The organism is Sphingomonas sp. (assembly GCF_019746015.1).
Classification (GTDB): domain Bacteria; phylum Pseudomonadota; class Alphaproteobacteria; order Sphingomonadales; family Sphingomonadaceae; genus Sphingomonas.
In genome coordinates, this window is sequence record NZ_JAIESM010000008.1 from 15,981 (window position 1) to 30,256 (window position 14,276).

The 14,276-nt window shown below is 68.4% G+C and carries 17 protein-coding genes; 7 read left to right on the forward strand and 10 right to left on the reverse strand.

Translation table 11 applies throughout. The annotated features are described in order from the left end of the window. Positions 1 to 76 precede the first annotated feature (76 nt). Genes K2Y03_RS01320 through K2Y03_RS01345 form a run of 6 tightly spaced genes read right to left on the reverse strand, consistent with a single transcriptional unit; the run spans position 77 to position 5,746 of the window. Positions 77 to 961, reverse strand: a complete 885-nt coding sequence (locus K2Y03_RS01320; RefSeq protein WP_294087671.1) for a ParB/RepB/Spo0J family partition protein — start codon at positions 959 to 961, stop codon at positions 77 to 79. Next, positions 958 to 1,740: a ParA family protein gene (locus tag K2Y03_RS01325; RefSeq protein WP_294087672.1), complete on the reverse strand. Its 783-nt coding sequence runs from the start codon at positions 1,738 to 1,740 to the stop codon at positions 958 to 960. Before K2Y03_RS01325 ends, K2Y03_RS01320 begins: the two co-directional genes overlap by 4 nt. Beyond that, positions 1,737 to 2,345: a 16S rRNA (guanine(527)-N(7))-methyltransferase RsmG gene (locus K2Y03_RS01330; protein WP_294087673.1), complete on the reverse strand. Its 609-nt coding sequence runs from the start codon at positions 2,343 to 2,345 to the stop codon at positions 1,737 to 1,739. Before K2Y03_RS01330 ends, K2Y03_RS01325 begins: the two co-directional genes overlap by 4 nt. Then, a complete protein-coding gene (gene mnmG, locus K2Y03_RS01335) occupies positions 2,342 to 4,183 on the reverse strand; it encodes a tRNA uridine-5-carboxymethylaminomethyl(34) synthesis enzyme MnmG (RefSeq protein ID WP_294087674.1) in 1,842 nt (613 codons plus the stop codon). The genes K2Y03_RS01330 and mnmG overlap by 4 nt, the downstream gene beginning before the upstream one ends. A 56-nt stretch (positions 4,184 to 4,239) precedes the next feature. Then, on the reverse strand, positions 4,240 to 5,511 hold the full coding sequence (mnmE, locus tag K2Y03_RS01340; protein ID WP_294087675.1) for a tRNA uridine-5-carboxymethylaminomethyl(34) synthesis GTPase MnmE: 1,272 nt from the start codon (positions 5,509 to 5,511) through the stop codon (positions 4,240 to 4,242). Positions 5,512 to 5,518: 7 nt separating this feature from the next. After that, entirely contained in the window at positions 5,519 to 5,746 is a 228-nt protein-coding gene (locus K2Y03_RS01345) for a DUF6489 family protein (RefSeq protein WP_294087676.1), read from the reverse strand. Between the two features lie 56 nt (positions 5,747 to 5,802). On the opposite strand from K2Y03_RS01345, the gene K2Y03_RS01350 reads away from it, so the two are divergent. Then, a complete protein-coding gene (locus K2Y03_RS01350) occupies positions 5,803 to 6,276 on the forward strand; it encodes a methylated-DNA--[protein]-cysteine S-methyltransferase (protein WP_294087677.1) in 474 nt (157 codons plus the stop codon). A gap of 22 nt (positions 6,277 to 6,298) precedes the next feature. On the opposite strand, the gene K2Y03_RS01355 is transcribed toward K2Y03_RS01350, so the two are convergent. From K2Y03_RS01355 to hemE, 4 genes are all read right to left on the reverse strand, one after another. Beyond that, positions 6,299 to 7,000: a YjbE family putative metal transport protein gene (locus tag K2Y03_RS01355; protein WP_294087678.1), complete on the reverse strand. Its 702-nt coding sequence runs from the start codon at positions 6,998 to 7,000 to the stop codon at positions 6,299 to 6,301. Between the two features lie 12 nt (positions 7,001 to 7,012). Beyond that, the gene (gene rho, locus K2Y03_RS01360; RefSeq protein WP_294087679.1) at positions 7,013 to 8,269 is read right to left on the reverse strand and encodes a transcription termination factor Rho; all 1,257 of its coding nucleotides are present in this window, start codon (positions 8,267 to 8,269) and stop codon (positions 7,013 to 7,015) included. 132 nt (positions 8,270 to 8,401) lie between these two features. Next, positions 8,402 to 8,857, reverse strand: coding sequence for a CopD family protein (locus K2Y03_RS01365; RefSeq protein ID WP_294087680.1), 456 nt, complete (start codon positions 8,855 to 8,857; stop codon positions 8,402 to 8,404). Continuing rightward, on the reverse strand, positions 8,854 to 9,870 hold the full coding sequence (gene hemE, locus K2Y03_RS01370; protein WP_294087682.1) for a uroporphyrinogen decarboxylase: 1,017 nt from the start codon (positions 9,868 to 9,870) through the stop codon (positions 8,854 to 8,856). The genes K2Y03_RS01365 and hemE overlap by 4 nt, the downstream gene beginning before the upstream one ends. A 293-nt stretch (positions 9,871 to 10,163) precedes the next feature. Between hemE and K2Y03_RS01375 the strand changes: the two genes are divergently transcribed. The 6 genes from K2Y03_RS01375 to raiA are packed head-to-tail and all read left to right on the forward strand — an operon-like array spanning position 10,164 to position 14,266. Next, the gene (locus tag K2Y03_RS01375; RefSeq protein ID WP_294087683.1) at positions 10,164 to 10,973 is read left to right on the forward strand and encodes a pyruvate, water dikinase regulatory protein; all 810 of its coding nucleotides are present in this window, start codon (positions 10,164 to 10,166) and stop codon (positions 10,971 to 10,973) included. Continuing rightward, entirely contained in the window at positions 10,970 to 11,560 is a 591-nt protein-coding gene (locus K2Y03_RS01380; protein ID WP_294087684.1) for a nucleoside triphosphate pyrophosphatase, read from the forward strand. Before K2Y03_RS01375 ends, K2Y03_RS01380 begins: the two co-directional genes overlap by 4 nt. Continuing rightward, positions 11,557 to 12,360 carry a shikimate dehydrogenase gene (locus K2Y03_RS01385; protein WP_294087685.1) on the forward strand — a complete coding sequence of 268 codons (804 nt, stop codon included), beginning with the start codon at positions 11,557 to 11,559 and terminating at the stop codon, positions 12,358 to 12,360. Before K2Y03_RS01380 ends, K2Y03_RS01385 begins: the two co-directional genes overlap by 4 nt. Beyond that, entirely contained in the window at positions 12,357 to 12,950 is a 594-nt protein-coding gene (gene coaE / locus K2Y03_RS01390) for a dephospho-CoA kinase (RefSeq protein ID WP_294087686.1), read from the forward strand. The genes K2Y03_RS01385 and coaE overlap by 4 nt, the downstream gene beginning before the upstream one ends. An 8-nt stretch (positions 12,951 to 12,958) precedes the next feature. After that, positions 12,959 to 13,645, forward strand: coding sequence for a DNA polymerase III subunit epsilon (dnaQ, locus tag K2Y03_RS01395; protein ID WP_294087687.1), 687 nt, complete (start codon positions 12,959 to 12,961; stop codon positions 13,643 to 13,645). 51 nt (positions 13,646 to 13,696) lie between these two features. Beyond that, positions 13,697 to 14,266: a ribosome-associated translation inhibitor RaiA gene (raiA, locus tag K2Y03_RS01400; protein ID WP_294087688.1), complete on the forward strand. Its 570-nt coding sequence runs from the start codon at positions 13,697 to 13,699 to the stop codon at positions 14,264 to 14,266. Positions 14,267 to 14,276: the final 10 nt, after the last annotated feature.

The following is a 14,276-nucleotide window of genomic DNA, read 5'->3' on the forward strand; positions in this document are numbered from 1 at the left end:
CAACGGCAGTATTCTATGGGAGGCCGGGTGGGGGAGCGGGCTGGTGCCGCCTTAAACAGGCCCGCGCGTAAAACCCTTACAGCGCCTCGCCGCTCAGCCGCTGGCACAGCATGTCGAGCTGATCGAGCGTGGAATAGTTGAGCGTCAGGCTGCCGCCCTTCGCGCCATGGCTGATCCGCACCGTCAGGCCGAGCAAATCGGCAAGCTGGGTTTCGAGCGCGGCGATATCGGTGTCGCGGCCGCCGGTGCCGGCGCGGTCGCGCGCGCGATCGGGCTTCGCGGCGCGCGCCAGCCGCTCGGTCTCGCGCACCGACAGCCCCTTGGCGATGACCTGCGCGGCCAGCGCCTCAGGATCGGGCGCACCGATCAGCGCGCGGGCATGGCCCATCTGCAGCGCACCGGCGACGACATGCGCCTGCACCGCCGGCGGCAGATCGAGCAGCCGCAGCAGATTGGCGATGTGGCTGCGCGACTTGTGGACCAGCCGGCCCAGCGCTTCCTGGCTGTGGCCATAATCGTCGATCAGCCGCGAATAGGCCGCCGCCTCTTCGATCGCGTTCAGGTCCTGCCGCTGGATATTTTCGACTAGCGCGATTTCCATCGTCTGCGCATCGTCGAAATCACGAACGATTACAGGCACTTCGTGCAGCCGTGCCCGCTGGGCCGCGCGCCAGCGCCGCTCGCCGGCGACAATTTGATAGCCGCGCCCGTGCGGCCGGACGACAATCGGCTGGATCAGCCCGCGCGCCGCAATCGATTCGGCCAGTTCGTCGAGCGCGGCCTCATCGAAATGGCGGCGCGGCTGGCCGGGATGCGGGGTGAGCGCGCCGACGGGCAGCAGCTTCACGCCGGCCGGCGCCGCCGCGCCCGGCTCCACCGGCGCCTCGCGCGCGACGTCGCCCATCAGCGCGGACAGGCCACGGCCCAGGCCCGGGCGGGGTTTGCGAACGGTTTCGGTCATGCGGCAGCTCGGGTCGATGGCGGAAGCCGGTGGATCAGTTCCCGGGCGAGCGCGATATAGGCCTCCGACCCCGGGCAGCGATGGTCATAGATCAGCGCCGGCAGCCCGTGGCTGGGCGCTTCGGACAGGCGCACATTGCGCGGGATGACGGTGTCGAACACCACCTTGCCCAGCACCGCGCGCACATCATCGGCCACCTGGTCGGTCAGCCGGTTGCGGCGGTCATACATGGTGAGCGCGACCCCCAGGATCGACAGCCCGGGGTTGAAGCGGGCGCGAATCCGCTCGACCGTGTTGAGCAGCTGGCTCAACCCTTCAAGCGCGAAGAATTCGCATTGCAGCGGCACCAGCAGCGAATCGGCCGCGACCATCGCGTTGATGGTCAGCAGGCCGAGCGAGGGCGGGCAGTCGATCAGGATCACGTCCCATTGCTCGCCGCCGCGCTTCACCGCCTGGTTCAGCCGGTGGGTGCGCTCCTCGAACTCGACCAGCTCGATTTCCGCGCCCGACAGATCGACGGTGGCTGGCACGATCGACAATTTGGGCACGCGGGTGGCAATCGCCGCCTCGGCCACGCCCAGATCGCCGATCAGCAGGTCATAGGAGGAGCGCTCGCGCTCCGCCCGGCCGATGCCGAGCCCGGTCGAGGCATTGCCCTGCGGATCGAGATCGATGATCAGCGTGCTGATGCCCGTCGCGGCGAGTGCGGTGCCCAGGTTGATGGCGGTGGTCGTCTTGCCGACGCCGCCTTTCTGGTTGGCGATGGCGATGCAGATCATCGGCGGGCGACACCTTCTGCGATTACGATCAGCGACTCGGGGTCGGTGAAGCTGGGTTCCACGTGGAACACTCCATGCCATGCACGCGCCGCCATCGCCACTTCTTCGCGGGCCGATTTCCCCTTGGGCAGCAGCCAGCGCGTTTTTGGTGTGGATAAATGAAAGGCGGCGCCGAGCAGATCGACGAGCGCCGCGACCGCGCGCGCCGAGATGACGGCGGCTTCCCCCGTCACCGCCTGTGCCCGCGCGGCCTCAACCCGTGCATGGGTGAGGCCGAGCGCGGCGGCCGAGTCGCGCAGAAAATCGGCGCGCTTGCGGCGCGGCTCGACCATCAGCACCGGGCGTTCGCTGAGCAGCGCGACGATCATGCCGGGAAAGCCCGCGCCGGTTCCGATGTCGATCCACAGCCCCTCCCCCGGCGCGCGGAGCAGCAGCTGCGCCGAATCGACGACGTGCCGTCGCCAGATGTCAGGGAGCGTCGCGGCCGACACCAGATTCTGCCGCCCCTGCTCGGCCACCACCCGCGTGACAAAGTCGGCGACCGCCGTTTCACGTGAAACACCGAAATGATCGCGCAGCCAGGCCCGCGCCTCCGCCTCGGTCACGCCGCGCGCTTCTTGCTGTGCAGCAGAATGGCCGACAGCGCGGCCGGGGTGATGCCGCGAATCCGCCCGGCCGCCGCCAGCGTTGGCGGGGCCGCCGCGCGCAGCCGCTCGACCATCTCCAGCGACAGGCCCGGAATCGCGGCATAGTCCAGCCCGGCGGGCAGCGGCGTGGCTTCGCCCGCGCGCAGCTCGGCAATTTCGGCCGCCTGCCGCTCCAGATAGGGGGCATAGCGCGCATCCTCGGCCATTTCGGCGAGCAGCGCGGGGTCGTGCGCGCCCGGCAGTTCGGGCGCGACATGGCCGATCTCGACATCCGGGAAGCGCAGCCACTCGCGCGCCGCCAGGGTGCCGGCATCGAGCGCCACCATCGCCCCCCGCGCACGCAGTGTCGCCGCGCCGACCGGCTGGGCGAGCGCCGCCCCGATCTCGGCCCGCGCCGCGCCCCGCGCGCGATACCGCGCCAGCCGCGCTGGCCCCAGCGCGCCCGCACCCTCCGCAATGTCGGCCAACCGCGTCTCGGCACTGTCCGCGCGCAGATGCAATCGATACTCGGCGCGCGCGGTAAGCATGCGATAGGGTTCGGTCACGCCCTGCAGCACCAGATCGTCGATCATCACGCCCAGATAGCTCGACGCCCGGTCGAGCAGCAGCGGCGCCCGGCCGAGCACCCAGGCGGCCGCATTCAGCCCGGCCACCAGCCCCTGCGCCGCCGCCTCCTCATAGCCGGTGGTGCCGTTGATCTGCCCCGCGCAGTAAAGTCCCGGCAGCGCGCGCACGGCGAGCGTCGGGTCGAGCGCGCGCGGGTCGATATGGTCATATTCCACCGCATAGCCCGGCTGGACGATCCGCGCCCCCTCCAGCCCCTCGATCGAGGCGATCAGCGCCGCCTGCACATCCACCGGCAGCGAGGTGGAAATGCCGTTGGGATAGATGGTCGCGTCGTCGAGCCCCTCCGGCTCCAGGAAGATCTGGTGCCCGTCACGGTCGGCAAAGCGGTGGATCTTGTCCTCGATCGACGGGCAATAGCGCGGCCCGGCCGCATCGATTGCGCCGGTGAACAGCGGCGACCGGTCCAGCGCGGCGGCGATGATGGCGTGGGTGCGCGCGTTCGTCCGCGTCACCGCGCAGAACAGCTGGGGCAGCCGCCGTGCCGGCGTCATCGGCGACATCGTCCAGCCCGCCTCGTCGCTCGGCTGCTCGGCCAGCCGCGCCCAGTCGATCGTGCGCCCGTCGAGCCGGGGCGGCGTGCCCGTTTTCAGCCGCGCCATCGGCAGCGCGAGCGCACGTAGTTGAACGCCCAGCCGCGTCGCCGCACGCTCGTTCACGCGCCCGCCCTCGCCGCGCTCCTCGCCGCAGAACAGCCGCCCGCCCAGAAAAGTGCCCGTCCCCAGCACGACCGCGCGCCCGGCCAGCGTGCGGCCATCCTCCAGCGTGACTCCCGCCACCGCGCCCTGATGCACGCAAAGCGCGGCCGCCTCGCCCTCGATCACGGTCAGCCCCGGCTGCGCGGCGAGCATCGCCTGGATCGCGCCGGCGTAGAGCCGACGGTCGGCCTGCACGCGCGGCCCCTGCACGGCCATGCCCTTGCTCTGGTTGAGCATGCGGTAATGGATACCCGCCGCGTCCGCCGCGCGCGCGATCAGCCCGTCAAACGCGTCCACCTCGCGCACCAGATGGCCCTTGCCCAGCCCGCCAATTGCCGGATTGCACGACATCGCGCCGATCCGGGCACGGTCGAAGCTCACCAGCGCGGTGCGCGCGCCGGCGCGGGCCGACGCGGCGGCCGCCTCGGTGCCGGCATGCCCGCCGCCGATGACGATCACGTCAAACTGCTCCATGGCCCGACCGCCTAGGCGCCGCGCGCGCGTGAGTCAAAGCTGTTCCACGTGGAACATCATTTGCCGATGCAGAAGCGCGAGAACAGCGCGTCGAGCATCGCCTCGGTCCCGGCCGCGCCGGTGATCGCGTCGAGCGCGCGGCGCGCGGCGCGCAGTTCCTCGGCAATGATCAGCGGGTTGGTGGCCGCGCTCGCCGCATCGAGCGCCGCCAGCGCCGCCTCGGCCAGCGCCCGCTGCCGCACGTTGAGCGCCAGCTGATCCTCGCGCGGCAGCAGCGCGGCGGCGCGTTCGGCCAGCGCCTGCCAGAGCGCCGCCATCCCCTCGCCCCGCTGCGCCGACACCGCCAGCCGGCCGGCCGGCGCCTCACCGCGCGCATCGGCACGGGGGAACAGCCACAGCGCCTGCGCATAGGGCGGCGGATCGTCCCCCAGCCACAGCACGATATCGGCCGCCGCCGCCGCTTCCACCGCGCGGGCGATGCCGATCGCCTCGATCGCATCATCGGTCGCCGCCGCCAGCCCGGCGGTGTCGGTGAACAGATAGGCAATGCCGTCGCGCGTCACCGGCGCCTCGATCCGGTCGCGCGTGGTGCCCGAAATCGGCGAGACGATTGCCGCCTCGCGCTCGACCAGCGCGTTGAGCAATGTCGACTTGCCGGCATTGGGCGGCCCGGCCAGCACCACGCGCACGCCGTCACGCAACCGCTCCACCGGAGGCGCGGCAAGCACCGTGCTCATCTCCCCGGTCAGCGCCGCCAGCGCCGCGCGCACCCCGGCATCGGGCGCATCGCCCACATCCTCCTCATCCGAAAAATCGAGTGCCGCCTCGACCAGCGCCGATACGGCAAGCGTCGCATGCACCCAGCCCCGTACCGCGCGGCTCACCGCCCCCTCTGCCGAGGCCAGCGCGCTCAGCCGCTGGCGCTCGGTCTCAGCCATCAACAGGTCGCCCAGCCCTTCGGCTTCCGCCAGGTCGATCCGCCCATTGGCGAGCGCCCGCCGGGTGAATTCGCCCGGCGCTGCTGGTGAGAGCCCGGCCGCCGCCAGCGCGGCCGACACCGCCGCCACCACTGCGCGGCCGCCATGAAGGTGAAGCTCGACCAGATCCTCACCGGTCGCGCTGGCAGGGCCGGGAAACACCAGCACCAGCGCCCGGTCGAGCAGCGCATCAGTGCCAGGATCGCGCAGTGCCCGCACCCCGGCGCGCCGTGGCGGCGGCAGCGCGCCCGCCAGCCGACCGGCGACCGCCAGCGCCGCCGGCCCGCTCAGCCGCATCACCGCGATCGCGGCGGGCGGCGCGCCGCTCGACACCGCAAAGATGGTGGTCACCGCGCGCCTATTTCTGCACGGCGGTCTCGAACAATTGGCGCCAGAATTTCATCCCCGCCTCCCCCATCGGTGCCCAGCTGCGCATCACCGCGTCGATCATCTCGGGCTTCACGGTGCCGTCCATCGAACTCAGCAGCGCCGCGACATATTTGTCATGCACCGGCGTGAAATCGGGCAGGCCCATCACCCGGCGTGCTTCCTCGGGCGTGCATTCCACCTCGACATTGATCTTCATGGGGCATCGCTCCTTTTCGCGGTTGTGCGGCGCTCGGGCCACGGCATAGTAGGGCCATGTATGCGCGCGAACAGGGTGGTCTCGCAACGCCGATTGCCTGGATCGGCTTGACGGCAGCGGGCGAGCGGCTGCTGGGCATCACGATATCGGGCGAACCGGGGCCGAAAGCCACCGGCAGCTTCCTGCGCGGTGTTGCCGATCAGCTGGAGGCGTGGTTCGCCGGCGCGCGGCACGATTTCGATGTGGCGCTCACCCCCGCCGCCACGCCGCGCGGCGAAACCTTGCGCGCGGGGCTGATCGGCGTCGGCTATGGCAGCACGATGAGCTATGGCGCGCTGGCCCACCAGCTCGGCTCGGCGCCGCGCGCGATCGGCCAGCTCTGCGCGCGCAATCCCTTCCCCATCATCGTACCGTGCCACCGCATTCTGGGCGCGGGCGGCGCGCTCGGTCAGTATTCCGCCGGCGACGGGAGCGCGACGAAGGCCTGGCTGCTGGCGCATGAACGCACCCACGCGCAGGTTTCTGACTAAATAATTGATAGATATGGATTAATCAGGAAACCATGCCTAACATCGGCTGCAGATCGTGCCAGCCTTCCATGATCATGCGCCCCGCGACATACAGGATCACCGCCAGCCCCAGCCACGCGATCCAGCGATAGCGCTCAATGTAGCGGGCAATGATGTTGGCGGCGAGGCCCATCAGCGCGACTGACAGCACCAGCCCGACCACCAATATGCCCGGATGCTCGCGCGCGGCCCCCGCCACCGCCAGCACATTGTCCAGGCTCATCGAGACATCGGCCACGGCCACCGCCCAGGCGGCGCCGGCAAAGCTCTTGGGCACCGGCACGCCGTGATCCTCGGCACCGTCCGGCCCCTCGACATGCACCGGGCGCAGCTCCCGATACATTTTCCACGCCACCCACAGCAGCAGCAGCCCGCCGCCAAACACCAGGCCGAATTGTTTGAACCGTTCCAGCCCATAGAGAATGGCGACGGCAAAGACGATGCGCAGCACCAGCGCGGCAAAAATGCCCACCGCAATCACCCGGCGGCGCTGGGCGGGCGGCAGCCCGGCGGCGAGCGCGCCAACGACAATCGCATTGTCGCCAGCGAGCGCGACATCGATCAGCACCACGGTTGCAAAGGCGACCAGCGCCCCCCAGGAGCCGAGATGGGTGAAGTCGTGGACGATCCGCTCGCCCAGCATCGCCATTGTCATCGGCGATGCGGCGGCAAGAACAGCGAGCATTCCCACCGCGCGTTACTGGTTCATCGAATCGAAGAAATCCTCGTTGGTCTTCGAATCCTTCATCTTGTCGAGCAGGAATTCCATCGCGTCGATGGTGCCCATCTGCATCAGAATGCGCCGCAGCACCCACATCTTGGAAAGCTTGGCCTTGTCGACCAGCAATTCTTCCTTGCGCGTGCCCGACTTGCCGACATCGAGCGCGGGGAAGATGCGCTTGTCGGCCACCTTGCGATCGAGCACGATTTCGCTGTTACCGGTGCCCTTGAACTCTTCGAAAATCACTTCGTCCATGCGGCTGCCGGTGTCGATCAGCGCGGTGGCGATGATCGACAGCGAGCCGCCTTCTTCGATGTTGCGCGCGGCACCGAAAAAGCGCTTGGGCCGCTGCAGCGCGTTCGCATCGACGCCGCCGGTCAGCACCTTGCCGGAGCTCGGCACCACGGTGTTGTAGGCGCGGCCCAGGCGCGTGATCGAATCGAGCAGGATGACGACATCCTTCTTGTGCTCGACCAGGCGCTTGGCCTTTTCGATCACCATTTCGGCCACCTGCACGTGCCGCTGCGCCGGTTCGTCGAAGGTGGAGGAAATCACCTCGCCCTTCACGCTGCGCTGCATGTCGGTCACTTCCTCGGGCCGCTCGTCGATCAGCAGCACGATCAGAAAGACTTCGGGGTGATTGTCGGTGATCGCCTTGGCGATGTTCTGCAGGAGCACGGTCTTGCCGACGCGCGGCGGCGCGACGATCAGCGCGCGCTGGCCCTTGCCCTGTGGCGAGACGATGTCGATCACGCGCGCCGACTTGTCCTTCACGGTCGGGTCGTGCGGATCGAGCGTCAGCTTCTCGTCCGGGTAAAGCGGCGTCAGATTGTCGAAATTGACGCGGTGGCGCAGCGCGTCGGGATCATCGAAATTGACCGAGGTCAGGCGCGTCAGCGCGAAGTAGCGCTCGCCATCCTTCGGCCCGCGAATTTCGCCTTCCACCGTGTCCCCGGTGCGCAGGCCGAATTTGCGGACCTGGTTGGGCGAAACATAGATGTCGTCGGGGCCGGCCAGATAATTGGCCTCCGGGCTGCGCAGAAAGCCGAAACCGTCGGGCAGCACTTCGATGGTGCCCAGCCCCATGATCTGTTCGCCATTATCGGCTTCCACCTTCAGGATGGCGAACATCAGATCCTGCTTGCGCATGGTCGATGCGCCTTCCACGCCGAGGCGTTCGGCCATTTCGACGAGTTCGGCGGGAGTTTTCTTCTTGAGGTCGGCTAAATGCATCGAGATGGTCCGAAAGTTTTGGGGGGAAGCGCCGCGCGGACAGATCAACGGACGGCGTGCAACAGGCAGGACGGGGCGTAAAGCACCCGCCCGACGGCCCTATGTCGGGGCCGCGACCAAGTCAAGCAAGCCTCAGAAAGGTTGCGCGACGACCAGCAGCACGATCAGGATCGCAGCAATCCCGGGAACTTCATTGGCCAGCCGCAATTGCTTGCCCGTCAGCCGCACTTCGCCGCGCGCCAGCCGCTTCGAATAGCTGGTCGCCCAGTGATGATAGCCGGTCAGCAGCACCACGAGCGCAAACTTCGCGTGCAGCCAGCCAAGCCCGGCCGATCCGCTGAACAACCCCAGATGCGCCGCCAGCATCAGCCCCAATGCCCAGACCACGATCGACGACGGCGTCAGGATGATCTGGCGCAGCTTCTTCTCGCGCTCGATCCAACGCGCCGCCATCGCGCCGTCCAGCCCGTCTTCCTGATGATAGACCAGAAAGCGCGGCAGCATGAACAGCCCCGCCATCCAGAAGATGACGAAGATGACATGCGCCGCCTTCACCCAGGGATAGGCAGAGCCCAGCCAGCCCATCATCCGCGCACCCGCTTCACCAGTGCCTCGACATGGGCAATGGGCGTGTCCTGCAAAATGCCATGGCCCAGGTTGAACACATGCGGTCGCTCGGGGAAGGCTGCCAGCACCCGGTCGATCGCGGCATCGAGCGTGGCACCGCCCGTCACCAGCGCGAGCGGATCGAGATTGCCCTGCACCGGCAGCTCAGGGGGCAACGCCGCATTGGCCCAGGCCGGATCGAGCGTTTCATCCAGCCCGAGCGCATCGACCCCCGTCCCGCGCGCATAATCGACCAGTTTCGCGCCCGCCCCCTTGGGAAAGCCGATGATCACCGCGCCGGGCACGCGCGCGCGCAGCCGGCGGACAATCTCAGCATTGGGGGCGATCACCCATTGCTCGAACTGCTGGGGGGAAAGACTGCCGGCCCAGCTGTCGAACAGCTGCACCGCATCGACCCCGGCGGCGAACTGCCCGGCGAGATAATCGACCGTCCAGTCGGTGATCGCGTCGATGATTTCCTGAAACGCCGCCGGATCGCGATAGGCATAGCGCCGCGTCTCCGCCTGATCCTTGCTGCCGCGCCCGGCGACCATATAGGTCGCAACCGTCCAGGGGCTGCCGGCAAAGCCCAGAAAGGTCGTCTCCGGCGCCAGCATCGCCGCCACCCGGCGCACCGTGTCATAGACCGGCTCCAGCCGCTCCGGTGCTGCCTCCAGCGCCGCCAGCGCATGATCGACCAGCGGGGGCGACAGTTCCGGCCCCTCACCCACACCGAAGCGCAGCGCCTGGCCCATTGCCGAAGGGATCATCAAGATGTCGGAAAACAGGATCGCGGCATCGAAGCCGAAGCGCCGCAGCGGCTGCACGGTCACCTCGGCGGCCGCCTCGCTGTCGTTCACCAGGTCGAGAAAACCGCCCTTTTCGGCTCTAAGCGCGCGATATTCGGGCAGATAGCGACCCGCCTGACGCATGAGCCACATCGGCGGGCGGGCCTGGCGCTCCCCTTTCAGTGCCGCCAGCAGCGTCTTGGTCACAAGGCCCCCCTTATCAATAGAATCTTAATTATAGGATGTTGTGGTTGTGGGTCGGTTGATCGCTGGGCTTAAGCAACCATGCGCATTTTGCCAACAGCTTGACCGGCCGAACCCCGGCGAATCCGCAGCGAGTCGGGCGCACCACCCCCGTCATCCACAGGCTGTTGATGCAATCATCGGCTGTGCGCGGCGTTGTGGACAAGGTGCCGGCTTATCCACCGGGGCCAGCCGGCTTGGCGGGGGCGGCCAGTTGCGCTAGCGCTTCTGCCCGTCTTTTCCACAAAAGCGTGCCCATGATCCGCCTGCACCTCCATCTGCTCTCGGATTCGACCGGGGAAACGCTCGAAAACATCGCCAAGGCAGCGCTTGCCCAATATGACGATGTGGAGACGATCCGCCATTTCTGGCCGATGGTGCGCAGCGAAGCGCATCTGGAGCGCATCCTGCAGGAAATCGCGCAGAATCCGGGCCTGGTCCTGTTCACGCTGGTGAACGCCGACATGCGGCGGATTCTGGAGGCGCAGTGCCGCGCGCTGGGGCTGGCTGCGGTCGCGCCGCTCGATCCGGTCACCGATGTCCTGTCCGGCCTGCTCGGCCAGGCGGCAAAGGCGCGGCCGGGCCGCCAGCACATGCTCGACGCCGCCTATTTCGCAAGGGTGGAAGCGATCCACTACACCATGGCGCATGACGATGGCGTGGGGCATGAGGATTGGGAGGAGGCCGATATCGTGCTGGCCGGCGTCTCGCGCTCGTCGAAAACGCCGACCTCGATCTATCTCGCCAATCGGGGCTATAAGACCGCCAACATCCCGATCGTGCTGGAAGTGCCGCCGCCGCCAGCGCTGTTCTCATTGAAGCATCCGCTGGTCGTGGGGCTGACGACCAGTGCCGACCGGTTGATCCAGGTGCGGCGCAACCGGCTGTTGTCGCTCAACCAGGCGCCGGAGACCGCCTATGTCGACCAGGACGCGGTCAGCCGCGAAGTCGCCTATGCGCGGCGCATGTTTGCCGACAATGGCTGGCCGGTGATCGACGTGACGCGCCGCTCGATCGAGGAAACGGCCGCCGCCGTTATCGGCCTGGTGCAGGAGCGGCGCGGGTGAGGCTGGTGCTCGCCTCGCAAAGCGCCTCGCGCCGGGCGATGCTGACTGCCGCCGGCGTGCCGTTCGAGGCCATCGCCGCGCCGGTGGATGAGGCAGCGGTGAAGGCGGCGCTCGCCCCTATCGCACCGCGCGATCTGGCTGATCGCCTCGCCGAGATGAAGGCGCTGAAAGGATCGGCGCTGCGCCCCGACGCACTGGTGCTGGGCAGCGATTCGATTGCGGCGCTCGCCGATGGCCGGCTGCTCGACAAGCCCGAAAGCCGCGCGCAGGCGGGCGAGCATCTCTCGGCCATGTCGGGCACGGTGATGCAGCTGATCAGCGCTGCCGTCATCGCCGAAGCGGGCGTGCCGGTGTGGCGCCATGTCGCCACCGCCGAGCTTGCCGTGCGGCCGCTGTCGCCGGCGTTTATCGATGCCTATCTGGACGCCGAATGGCCCGCCATATCCGGATGCGCCGGTGCCTTCCGCATCGAAGGGCCCGGCGTGCAGCTGTTCGCGCGCGTTTCGGGCGACCATTTCACCATATTGGGCATGCCGTTGCTGCCGGTGCTCGATTATTGCCGCACGCGCGGGGTGATTGCCGCATGAGCTATGCCGAAGTGATCGGCGATCCCATCGCCCATTCCAAATCGCCGCTCATCCATGGCTTCTGGCTGAAAGCGCTGGGCATCGATGCCGAGTATCGCGCGCTGCAGGTGCCGCCCGAGGGGCTGGGCGATTATTTCGCCGCCCGCGCGCGCGATACCGCCTGGCGCGGGTGCAACGTCACGCTGCCGCACAAGGTGGCAGTGCTCGACCATGTCGGCGATCCGGGCGGCGTGCGCGCCTCGATCGGCGCGGTGAACACGGTGGTGCGCGGCGAGGATGGGCTGATCGGCACCAACACCGATGCCGCGGGCTTTTATGCGCCGATTGCCGGGCTCGATCTGGCCGGCAAGCCGGTGGTCGTGGTGGGCGCAGGTGGTGCGGCGCGCGCCATCCTGTTCGCGCTGTCGCGGCTTGGCGTCGGCCGGGTGACCTGCCTCAACCGCAATCCGCTGAAGGCGGCCGCGCTGCTGGCGGGCTTCGGGCTGAAGGGGGATGCGCTGCCGCTCGGCGCGCCGCTGCCACCGGCGGCGCTGCTCGTCAATGCCAGTTCGCTCGGCATGGCGGGGCAGCCGCCGCTCGCGCTCGACCTCGCGCCGCTGCCCGAGGATGCCTGGGTCTATGACATTGTCTATGCCCCGCTGGAGACGCCGCTGCTGGCCGCCGCCCATGCGCGCGGGCTGGAAACGGTGGACGGCCTCGAAATGCTGATCGGCCAGGCCGCGCTTGCCTTTGAGCTGTTCTTCGATGCTGCGCCGCCGCGCGACCGCGATGACGAGCTGCGCGCGGTGCTGACGGCGTGATCATCCTCGGCCTCACCGGATCGATCGGCATGGGCAAGTCGACGGTTGCGAAAATGTTCGTCGACGAAGGCGTGCCGGTGTTCGATGCCGATGCCACCGTCCATGCGCTGCAGGGGCCGGGCGGCGCGCTGCTTCCGGCGATTGAGGCGGCCTTTCCGGGCACCACCGGCCCGACCGGGGTGGACCGGGCAAGGCTCGGCGCAATCGTGTTCCACGATTCTGCCGCGATGCAGCGACTCGAAGCGATCGTCCACCCCGCCGTCGCGGCCGAGCGCGCGGCGTTCCTCGCGCGGCATCAGGCGCTGCCGCTGGTCGTGTTCGACGTGCCCTTGCTGTTCGAAACGGGTGGGGAAAAATCTGTGGACAAGGTGGTGGTGGTTTCGGCAGACGCCGCCACCCAGCGCGCGCGGGTGCTGGCAAGACCCGGGCAAAGCACGGAAAAATTCGAAGCGATCCTGGCGCGGCAACTGCCCGATGCGCAAAAGCGGGCGCGCGCGGATTATATCATCCCAACCGATGTGCCGCTGGCCGAGACGCAGGCGGCCGTGCGCGCGCTGATCGCTTGCCTGTTGGCCGAACAGGGTCAATAATGTGACAAATGCGCGAGATCGTTTTCGACACTGAAACCACCGGCCTCAGTTTCTCGGCCGGGGACAGGCTGGTCGAGTTCGGCGCGATCGAACTGGTCCACCGTGTGCCGACGGGCGCGCGCTTCCACCGCTATTTCAACCCGGAACGCGCCATGCCGGCCGAGGCGCAGGCAGTCCACGGCCTGTCCGATGCTTTTCTGGCCGACAAGCCGCTGTTTGCCGACGAAGTGGCGGCGCTGCTCGACTTTCTGGGGGACAGCCCGTTGGTCGCGCACAATGCCGGGTTCGACTTCGGCTTCATGAATGGCGAGCTGCGCCGGCTGGGGCTGGCGCCGCTCGGCCCCGACCGGATGGTCGACACGCTCCAGCTGGCGCGCGTGCGCCACCCCGGCGCCAAGCACACGCTCGATGCGTTATGCTCCCGCTATGGCATCGACCGCAGCCACCGCGTGCTGCACGGCGCGCTGCTCGATGCCGAGCTGCTGGCGCAGGTCTATGTCGAGCTGACCGGCGGCCGCCAGATCGGGCTGGGCCTGGCCGAGGCGGCAGTGGCGCCCGAGCCGGTGCCGGCGGCCGCCGCTGCCCACCGGCAGGCGCGGCCGCCCCGCCATTTCGCACCGAGCGACGCCGAGCGCGCCGCCCATGCCGCGTTTCTGGAGACGATCAAGGCGCCGCTCTGGCTGGCGGACGGCTGAATTCCCGCACGGGTGGCCCGATGGCGCCCGTGCCAATGCAAGGAGGATGGGATGGACATTCGGCTCTCCGGACATCAGGTCGATACCGGCGACGCGCTGCGCCAGCATGTGAGCGAGCGGCTGAGCGTGATGACCGAAAAGCTGTTCCCGCGCGCCCTGTCTTCCCAGGTCACGATGGGCCGGGGGCCGCACGATGTGGGCTTTACCTGCGACATCGTCTTCCACGTGATGCAGGGCGTGGTGCTGAAAGGAAGCGGCCGCGCGGCGGATGCGCATGTCGCGGTCGATGGCGCTGCCGACAAGATCGAAAAGCAGCTGCGCCGCTACAGCCGGCGGCTGAAGGACCGCAACAGCGCCGGGCCCCAGGCCAGCGTGGACGATGCCGGCTATACCGTGTTCGTCGAGCCCGAGGCGGAGGAAGTGCATGACGATTTTCCCCCCGTCATCGCCGAAACCCGGGTCGATGTGCCCGACGCCACCGTGTCCGACGCGGTGATGATGCTCGACCTGCGCAACACCAACGCGCTGCTGTTCCGCAACACCGGCACCGGCATCTACAACATGGTCTATCGCCGGGGTGACGGAACCATCGGCTGGGTGGAGCCGAACCGCGCCGGTTGAGCGCTTTCGC

What these genes read in the sequence shown, in the direction of transcription:
- K2Y03_RS01320 (WP_294087671.1), bottom strand. Translation starts at nt 961, where the DNA reads ATGACCGAAACCGTTCGCAAACCCCGCCCGGGCCTGGGCCGTGGCCTG.
- K2Y03_RS01325 (WP_294087672.1), bottom strand. Translation starts at nt 1,740, where the DNA reads ATGATCTGCATCGCCATCGCCAACCAGAAAGGCGGCGTCGGCAAGACG.
- mnmG (WP_294087674.1), bottom strand. Translation starts at nt 4,183, where the DNA reads ATGGAGCAGTTTGACGTGATCGTCATCGGCGGCGGGCATGCCGGCACC.
- K2Y03_RS01345 (WP_294087676.1), bottom strand. Translation starts at nt 5,746, where the DNA reads ATGAAGATCAATGTCGAGGTGGAATGCACGCCCGAGGAAGCACGCCGG.
- K2Y03_RS01350 (WP_294087677.1), top strand. Translation starts at nt 5,803, where the DNA reads ATGTATGCGCGCGAACAGGGTGGTCTCGCAACGCCGATTGCCTGGATC.
- K2Y03_RS01355 (WP_294087678.1), bottom strand. Translation starts at nt 7,000, where the DNA reads ATGCTCGCTGTTCTTGCCGCCGCATCGCCGATGACAATGGCGATGCTG.
- rho (WP_294087679.1), bottom strand. Translation starts at nt 8,269, where the DNA reads ATGCATTTAGCCGACCTCAAGAAGAAAACTCCCGCCGAACTCGTCGAA.
- K2Y03_RS01365 (WP_294087680.1), bottom strand. Translation starts at nt 8,857, where the DNA reads ATGATGGGCTGGCTGGGCTCTGCCTATCCCTGGGTGAAGGCGGCGCAT.
- K2Y03_RS01375 (WP_294087683.1), top strand. Translation starts at nt 10,164, where the DNA reads ATGATCCGCCTGCACCTCCATCTGCTCTCGGATTCGACCGGGGAAACG.
- K2Y03_RS01385 (WP_294087685.1), top strand. Translation starts at nt 11,557, where the DNA reads ATGAGCTATGCCGAAGTGATCGGCGATCCCATCGCCCATTCCAAATCG.
- dnaQ (WP_294087687.1), top strand. Translation starts at nt 12,959, where the DNA reads ATGCGCGAGATCGTTTTCGACACTGAAACCACCGGCCTCAGTTTCTCG.
- raiA (WP_294087688.1), top strand. Translation starts at nt 13,697, where the DNA reads ATGGACATTCGGCTCTCCGGACATCAGGTCGATACCGGCGACGCGCTG.